An 8,686-nucleotide genomic window follows, 5' to 3' on the forward strand; every position below is an offset into this window, starting at 1 on the left:
GTTGTGTCGGCTTGTTTCCGTCCACGTTGTCGAGAGCGTCTTGAAGTTCCTTGACGGATATCTCGTCAAGATGATCCATTATACTACTCAACGTACTACGGGCGGAAAGTTCTAACGATTGCTATAGAAGTATCGGGCTACGTCGGCCGATACCCCGACGGCGACCTCGGACTCGTCGTCTACAAGAGCGACCCGTGGGGCGGATACGAGCGTAGCGATGTTGACGGTCGAGTGAACGGCGTCTGGCGGTTTTACAGCGCTCGGAACCCTGCGTGGGACACACTCGAACGACGGACCAGTGATGAGACAGAGCGTGTCCATTCGCCAGTTCACCCACTGCAGGTCCATGCGTTTCCCATCGACGTCGGGCCGACGGCTGCTCCGCAGTCCGAGGTGACGATTCTCGATACCTTCGGCGAAGAGCTTACGCCCCCTTCGCTCCCTCGGAACGTCTCACTCGACGTCGTCGACGAACCGTACACGGCGAGCTATGGACTGGCGACGCGATGGGAAGAGGCAGAAGTAGACCAAGGCGAGGAGGCTGGCGCTGTCACAGCACGGGGACTCGTCCGTGGTGTCGAAACGACGCGTCCACTCGACAGCTTCGCCGAGGTTCCGATTCGCGAGAGTAACGTCACTCTCTCAGTCCAGAATCGCTCGAACGAGACAGTCCATCTTCGTGTGATGCTTCGCGATACCGAAACTGGCGAACCAATCGATACGCGGGACCGCGATGGGTATCTCCTCGTCGCCGGCGAACGCGTCGACACGAACGCAACGGGCGTCGTCATCTACACTATCCCTGCCAATAGCGCTGGGGTGAGTGTACGCTATGTCCCCGGTCAGTGGTGGCTGAACATCCCGGGTTATACTGGCGACAGTGACAGCATCTACGTTCACAGTCCCACGCTGGACCTGCTCTCGACGCTGTTCATCTTCTCCGTTCCAGTCTCGCTGTTCTTACTCGCAGTCTTGCTCATCGACCGCATCACTGGCTGGCGTATCTGGCCACCATGGAGAGCACTATGACAAACGAAATCACAGATTCAACGACTCCGAATTCGCAATCGACTGCAGTGAAGCCCTCACGGCGACAGTTCCTTCGTACCGCCGCTATCGGTGCTGTACTCGGGCTCGCTGGCTGTCTCTCAGCAGGCAGTGAGACCGGAGAAGCGACACCCACGGCCGAAAGGGAAGCTATCGAAGACATCTCGTTCGAGGGGGAGCACCTCGTTCTTACCGCGACCGAGGAATTCCGCGGGACGGAACTCCACGTCGTCGACCCAACGGAGACGGTCTGGGCAAAGACCGAGACGGAGCCGACGACCGGGAAGGCACGGATTCGGTTGTTGGATGTCGACGGCGTCGGCGAGGACAACCATTACTCGCCCGGGATGTTCCGGTTCGTCTTCGAACCGAGAGGAGAGGATCCGCACACTGAACGCGTAGATTTGGTTCCGGACATCTCGGTTGTTGGGGTTGAACAGTTCCAGGAAGAGATACCGCTCGGGTTTGGTCGGATTGCGATTGAGTTTCAAAACAGTGGAACTGGTCCAACCTGGGTATCTGACATCACCTATGAAGAAGCCCCGAACTATGCAGCGAATGATGATCTCTCAGAGAATACATATCCAGCACTGTACGGCATAGAAGACGTCACTGAGGCAATTATCTATCCCGAATCGACCGAGATATTCCTTTCACGGAGAGTTCCACTTCGGTTTCTAACCGAATCGGATCACGATTGTTCTCCGAGTGAATTCTCAATGACTCTCATTGCAAGCACCCCGAACGCTAATCCACTTCGTTACAGGATAGAAGGTTCAAAAGGTGGGAAACCAGAGTCAGTGAGTCTCATTGATGCATATGTGTGTTCTGATGTCCAGGTAAAGCTGGCTCATAACGGATCACAATGACGAACTGTAATCCTGTTTACTCACAGCGAGGATACTAATGCAGGCACTTGGCGATGTTATTTCTGGCTCTCTTTCTGACTGGCTTAATTCACTTCTCAAACCAGTTGAAAAGACCATTGAGGGTGGGACAGAAGCGGTGGTCGAAGCTATTGTTACTACACCGGCACCAAACAGAGTCTTCGGACCACCAACAAACAACGCCTGGCCACAGATTTACGAGTACTACTGGGAAGAGCTGATGCCCATAGTGCTCTTTCTCTACGGCATATCGATTGGGCTCGTCATCTTCCTCGAATCGACCAGCCATCTGTTCTCCAGTTACCACAGGACGAAGCTCAAGAAACGCGCGTTCTCCGGCCTTCTAGGCATCCTCGCCTGGTGGTGGATTGCTGCACTCTCTCTGCAATTAGTAGACGGCTTCGCAGCTTTCCTCGTTCCGGACCTCTCAGACGTTTCGCTCTTTGAATCCCTATCGTTCGGGGCGATGGGACTGCTTGGACTTCTAGTCTCCTACACGGTAGACCTCATCCTGTTCGTTCTTATCGGCCTCATCTACTTCACGCGGCAGGTGATGCTCTATCTCTTCGTCCTGTTGATGCCGATACTCATCGTCTTCTGGATACCCGGCGTCGGCCCATTTTCGCTCGTCTCGCGATTCATGGCTCGATTGGCCGGATTCTACGCCCCATTCCTGTTCATGACTATTCCCGTTGCGCTCCTCTTCAGACTGGGACAGCTACTGGGTAGCAGCTTCCAGTTCACTGTGGATGGCATCGCAGTGTGGTTTGTCGCCTTGATTATCCCGTTCGTCGCCGTCGTCGCACCGCTGCTGATGTTCTGGCAGGCCGGTGCGATCTTCGTCTTCGGTGAGCGAGCGAGTCGTCACGCCTCAACCCAGCGAGCACAGCAGCGCTTTGCGACAACGACCGAGGGCGCACAAACAACGGTCCAAGGCACGCAAAACTTCACTCGTGGCGTCCGCGGCGAACCCGCAATCAGACGAAACGGGCAGACCGTACTCGGCTCTGGGAACTCTCGTGCGCACGTAGGCGGACAGCGAGTGAGAGAGACGACAGTCTCCCTTCGAGACCGAGTCAGAGCCGACAGCAGTGATTCGACGGCGTCTCAGGGCAGTTCGGAGGGCGGCGGAGGGTCTCGGAACCAGCGTGAGGAAAGCGACAGTCGGGCAACCGACTTCTCGGCGATGCGTGACCGCGATACTGGTTCATCATCGAATTCGACGGACTCCAACACCTCACGAGATTCTGAGACAGCAAACGAAACGGACCGATCGGACGACGAGCGGCCGTGGTACATCAACTGAAACTGACCACACACTACCGACGATACTCACAGATCATATGTCACATCGAGACCCCGCAAAACGAATCCCGAAATTCCTCGGGACCGAGGCAACGCTCTTTGGAACCTATACCCTATCGGATGCTGCTGTCGGGCTGTTTCCCGGCGTCGTAGTCATCTTGCTCTTGCAGGTCGTCCTACCCGAGTCGCTCACTATTGGTGGATACGCCATCCAGACACTAACGCTTCCACTGGCCGGTATCGCGATTCTCGTCGGCGCGGTGTTCGTCTACCTCACGCCATCCTACACCACGAGCATCGACTGGATCGCGACGTATCTCGGCTCGCTCAAGACACCGGATGAGTACGACATCGAGGCGGCGAAAGAGCACACGCAACTCGAACGTATCCACCCCGAACACGACGCTATCGAACGGACCGATGGCGCGTTCGTCGGTCTGGTGCAGGTCGACCCTGCGAACATGGCGCTCGCGACGAGCGAGGAGTGGGCAGAGCAAGCGGATGCCTTTTCGGACTTCCTCAACACGACCGTCGAGTTCCCTATCCAACTGTACTCGACGACGCAGGAGTTTCCCGTTGAAGAGTATCTCGCCCACTACGAGGACCGTCTAGACGATCCAGACGTGAAAGCGAATCCACGGTTGGCAGCACTCATTGAGGCGTACACCGAGTGGTACGAAAACGAAGTCGAATCACGCCAGATGACGATCCGAGATCACTACGTCGTCGTCCCGGTGACGCCCATGGAAGTCCAATTCGACAGTGAAAGCCTCTTACAGCAGTTGGCCACGCTCCCGGTACTGGGTTTAGTCGTTATGTCGTGGTTCGCCCCGCGCGTCGCTGACGAGCGACAGGCAATGTTCGACGAACTCGATAGCCGACTGCGTCGCGTCGAGAGTGGCATTCGTGAGATCGAGGGATGTGGTGCGAGGAGGCTTGACGCCCACGAAGCGCTCGGCGTCGTCGGGAACTTCTGGACACAAGAGGAATATGCGACAGAGACGCTCGAACAGCTCGCCCGACGCCGGCCCGTCATCAGTGGGGCAGGTCGATGATCGGGCGGTTGTTGGCGTCGTTCGGTGCGGTCACTTCGGAGAGTGATGGGGAGGACGGGGCTGAGTCCGAGTCTGCACCCGACGAGAAATCCTCGACAAATCGGTCGACCGACGATATCCATGTCTCTTACAGTGCTCCTGAAAGGGAGCTTCCCGACCTCTCCGATGTTCACTCCGGACTCGTCACGCCATCGGGCATCGAGACGACGCCGAATAGCGTCCGCGTCGGCGAGACATGGTCGCGATCGCGCTGGATAGCCGAGTATCCAGAGACGCCGATGGACGGTTTTCTCGAACGGTTGTATGCGTCACCGGAGACACGCAAGACGGACATCTCGATTCACGTCGACCCACGAGATACCGAACGGACACTCGATTCGCTGGAGAACCACATCGAAGGGCTGGAAGCCGACGTCGAGTACTTACAGGAGAAGCGACGGGCCAGTGCCCGCGGTCTCCGGAAAGATTTGGAGGACTACCGGGACCTCTACGACACGCTTCGGAACAGTTCGATGCAGGCGTTCGACGTCGCGACGTACCTCACCAGTCGGGCTGCGGATGCTGAAGCACTCTCTGGGAGTGCCGTCCGGAAGACCGCCAGACAACCACCGGCCAATCTCACGCCGGTAACGCCGCGCTGGCAGCAACTCCAGACGCTCATCTCGACGAGTCCGGTTGGCGACAATAGATTGGAGCATTCGCTGTCGACGCGAACGCCGATGCTCGCTGGTGCTGTCGGTGCGATGTTCCCCTTCGTCTCCGGGGCGTTCGCCGAACCGGGTATCGAGTACGGCACCTACGCGCTGAACGAGAGTCCACTGATTCTGGACCGCTTCGCTCGCGAAACCGGATACTGTACGATGGTTATCGGCAAGCTCGGCGCCGGGAAATCCTTCTCGACGAAACTCCAGTTAGTTCGGCGTGGGATGTACGACCCCGAGACGGTGATCATCATGCTCGATCCGCTTCGTGGTTTCGCCGGTGTGAACGATGCGCTGGGCGGCGAGCGTGTGACCGTCGGTGGGACGCGTGGGTTCAATCCACTCGAACTGAAGGCCACGCCCGAGGAGGTGCTTGTGTCTGTTCCGGATCTCGACCCCTGGGCCGAGCAGATCTCGTGGGTGATGTCCTTCTTCGAGACGTTCTTCGCTCACGTCGCGAACAATCCCCTTGCAGATCGGAAGCAGACGCTCCGTCGGGCCGTGCAGGAAGCTTACGAACGGCAGGGGATTACGCGTGATCCGAGTACGCACTCGAGGCCGTCGCCGACAGTGCGTGACGTCATCGGTATTCTGGAAGCGTTACTTGCAGACCCCGCGTCCTTTGGCTACGCGACGGACGGTGAACAGGCAAGTGTGCAAGACGATGCCCAATCGCTCCTGAAGGACTTGCGGCCCTCCTTCCGCGAGAGAGGAGATCTAGCGAATCTTGCACGACCGACGGAGTTCGACCTCGACTCGAACGTAATCTATCTCGACTTGCATCAGGAAGAGGGCGCACGCGGTCGCAGCGAGACGAGCCTCATGATGCAGGTGCTGTTCAACGCTGTGTACGAGCGAGCGAAGCAAACCGAGAAGCGCGTCATCTTCGCTATCGACGAAGCGCACTACCTGATGGCCGACGCCGAGTCGCTGGACTTTCTCGAGACAGCCGTTCGGCACTCTCGACACTATCACCTCTCGCTCCACTTCATCACACAGACCGGCGGCGAGTTTGCGCTGACACCCGAGGCTCGAACGATTGCCAGTCTCTGTTCGATGACGCTGATTCATCGGGTGAACGAGGAGGCCGAGAAGCTGGCCGAGTGGTTTGACCTGAGTGAACGAGAGGTGAACTGGGTCCGGACAGCGAAGGCCGGGAACGATGAAGACGGATATTCAGAGGCGTTACTGGGTATCGACGAAGAGGGATGGTTCCCGTTGCGGGTTCGGGCGAGTGGATTCGAGGCCGACGCTATCGGGGGAAAGTCTGTGTGAGTGTTCGGCCAGACACACCGGGCACCGAGTGAAAGCACACGAGATGTACCCCACTCTTCACCGTATTCGTCTGTAGCAGCTACGAGGCGGTAGTTGGCTGGAACCGGAGAAAGAGTACAGTTCGTGTGCTTTTCTGAGTGTTAACAATCGATAGTAGCGGTAGTAGCTAACAGAGAATACTTCGCACAGACACACCACACACCGAGTGAATTGATCCAGCGAGAAGGATTGGACAGACACACCCCACACCGAGTGAAGAAATGAGATTACTGGTGGCGAAGATGGCTTTGAGGAAAGAACGTCTAGCCGGTCAGATCAAATAACAGATTGCGAACCTTCACTCGGTGCATGGTGTGTGCCTAGAATAAATGGAGTATATGAATACCTTTGAAAGTAGTCTAAAAATGGATATTGAGCCCTCATGCGGTATTCACTCGTTACTAGGTAGATAGATTTATACCACAGCTCTGTGTCCGTTAGAGTATCTGATGTCCGAGCCAGAACAGACGGACAATATCTTCAAAACGGGAGGTGTATTTGCCAATCGAGAACTGCTCCGCGTTGGCCACGTGCCCGAGTTAGATCGTGTTGTCGGCAGAGACGGTGAGGTGAATGCAATCGGACAAGCACTCGGACCAGCAACAATCGGTGGTCCACCTGAAACCACGATCATCTACGGGAAAACGGGAACGGGAAAGTCACTCGTGTCGAGATGTGTGGCTCGGAAGGCTCACGGAGAAGCCGAGACGAACAACGTCGTGTTCCAGCATGCATACGTCGACTGTTCAGACTACCAAACCGAAGCAAAAGCCAGCCGGGAGATGGCACGTCAGCTCGCGACTAATCTCGACGCCGACGTGGATATCCCGCGGGTCGGAATTGCTGCTTCGGACTATCGAGATATCACGTGGAATCTTCTCGAGGAGTTTGCCGTTGACTCGTTCGTGGTCATTCTTGACGAAATCGATAAACTCGACGACGATGAACTTCTCCGAAGTCTCTCTCGAGCGCGTGAAAGCGGCAAGTCAGAAACACACGTCGGTGCGATCTGTATCAGTAACAAGATAGAGTACAGGGAACGACTGAACGAGCGTATCGACTCCAGCTTACAGGACAACGAGATAGTGTTCGATCCGTACGACGCTGGCCAACTTCGTGCGATTCTCGAAAATCGGACAGATGCCTTCGAAGACAGTATGCTCGAAACAGACGTTATTCCGAAGGTAGCAGCTCTTTCAGCGAAGGAACACGGCGACGCACGGAAAGCAATCGATACCCTATACGAGGCTGGACGTCTTGCAGAGAAGCAAGGAACAGAGACGGTCACAGTGGCTCACGTCGACGACGCGGTGAAACAAGCGGAAGTGAACCGCTTCGAGAAACTGGTGAGTGGGACGACTCCGCACGTGAAATATATCCTCCACGCTCTGGCGTTGCTAACCGCGGATAATCCAGAACAGGAAGCGTTCCGTACCCACCGGATATACAACCTCTACGAAACTCTTGCAGAACAGGAGGGATCTGAACCACTCTCTGAAGACCGCGTCTACCGACTGCTCAAAGAGCAGTCGTTCCTTGGAGTGACAGAGTCGAATCACACCGGTGGCGGCCAAAGTGAAGGCAGTTATCTCGAACATCGTCTTCTGCGGGATCCGAAGATCGTCGTCGAAGCACTGGATGCATCGGGAATAAGCTGATTGGCTCGAACGATTTTCACTCGGTGCGAGGTGTGTGGGTGGTTTGTATATCGGCCAGGAGTGTGAGACTGTCTCTGAGGGTTCTGTGTCTCCCATAGGAGCAAGATACGAAATCTATCCCTCCCTCTCTATCTGTATTTGACGTCTCCAGACCATCTACCGACATTCATGAGGACTTCTTCACTCGGTGTGAGGTGTGTCTATCCGAAGGAGTGGCCCGTCTCTGTGCCAAGAAGTGGAGTCGCTATCTTTACGAAATCTACTATGGTCTGTGTATGTCCTCGTCGGTTAGAATACCTTCTAGAATCGTACTTTGGAGTATGATACTTTGGAGTATTTTCTCTGCTCATGACTCTCGAACCCTCGGCGTATTCCCGTTGGTGAGTCCATGACGCTCATGGCGACCGCCCCGCGTTGAGAGGGTCCTCCCTATGGTCGTCCCGTGCGGCCGCTCCGCTCGGTCGCGGCCTTGTGGCGGCTATGCAGGCAGCCGACTGGTGTCGGACGACAGTCCTACTCCGTCGACGGAGCAGGTCCAATCCAGCCCGAGAAGGCTTCGCGGGTGGGACACGTCTCCCAATCGTGCTTTCAGCTGCTCTGTTGAATAGCGATCTATTCAGCCGATATCACGGGTTTAGAAGGATGAAGCCGAGGAATTCGATTCTTGCCTATGGAAGTCGACCTCCTCGACTTCGTTGAGCAGTGTCGTGACCTAGCTA

General features: G+C 56.2%; 6 protein-coding genes. All 6 read left to right on the forward strand.

Going from position 1 to position 8,686, the window contains the following annotated elements:
* The first annotated feature begins 123 nt into the window (after nt 1-123).
* The 6 genes from EGH21_RS23780 to EGH21_RS23805 all read left to right on the forward strand — a co-directional run bounded on the left by EGH21_RS23780 (nt 124) and on the right by EGH21_RS23805 (nt 7,967).
* On the forward strand, nt 124-1,029 hold the full coding sequence (locus EGH21_RS23780) for a DUF8186 domain-containing protein (protein ID WP_483867071.1): 906 nt from the start codon (nt 124-126) through the stop codon (nt 1,027-1,029).
* The gene (locus tag EGH21_RS23785) at nt 1,026-1,916 is read left to right on the forward strand and encodes a twin-arginine translocation signal domain-containing protein (protein ID WP_220620888.1); all 891 of its coding nucleotides are present in this window, start codon (nt 1,026-1,028) and stop codon (nt 1,914-1,916) included. The genes EGH21_RS23780 and EGH21_RS23785 overlap by 4 nt, the downstream gene beginning before the upstream one ends.
* A 37-nt stretch (nt 1,917-1,953) precedes the next feature.
* Nucleotides 1,954-3,240: a TrbL/VirB6 family protein gene (locus EGH21_RS23790; RefSeq protein ID WP_220620889.1), complete on the forward strand. Its 1,287-nt coding sequence runs from the start codon at nt 1,954-1,956 to the stop codon at nt 3,238-3,240.
* A 37-nt stretch (nt 3,241-3,277) separates the two neighbouring features.
* On the forward strand, nt 3,278-4,294 hold the full coding sequence (locus EGH21_RS23795) for a TraC-like domain-containing protein (RefSeq protein ID WP_220620890.1): 1,017 nt from the start codon (nt 3,278-3,280) through the stop codon (nt 4,292-4,294).
* Nucleotides 4,291-6,270: a VirB4 family type IV secretion system protein gene (locus tag EGH21_RS23800; protein WP_236035801.1), complete on the forward strand. Its 1,980-nt coding sequence runs from the start codon at nt 4,291-4,293 to the stop codon at nt 6,268-6,270. The genes EGH21_RS23795 and EGH21_RS23800 overlap by 4 nt, the downstream gene beginning before the upstream one ends.
* A gap of 488 nt (nt 6,271-6,758) precedes the next feature.
* The gene (locus EGH21_RS23805) at nt 6,759-7,967 is read left to right on the forward strand and encodes a Cdc6/Cdc18 family protein (protein WP_220620891.1); all 1,209 of its coding nucleotides are present in this window, start codon (nt 6,759-6,761) and stop codon (nt 7,965-7,967) included.
* Nucleotides 7,968-8,686: the final 719 nt, after the last annotated feature.

Origin of the sequence: Haloarcula rubra, from assembly GCF_019599465.1 — an archaeon.
GTDB lineage: Archaea > Halobacteriota > Halobacteria > Halobacteriales > Haloarculaceae > Haloarcula > Haloarcula rubra.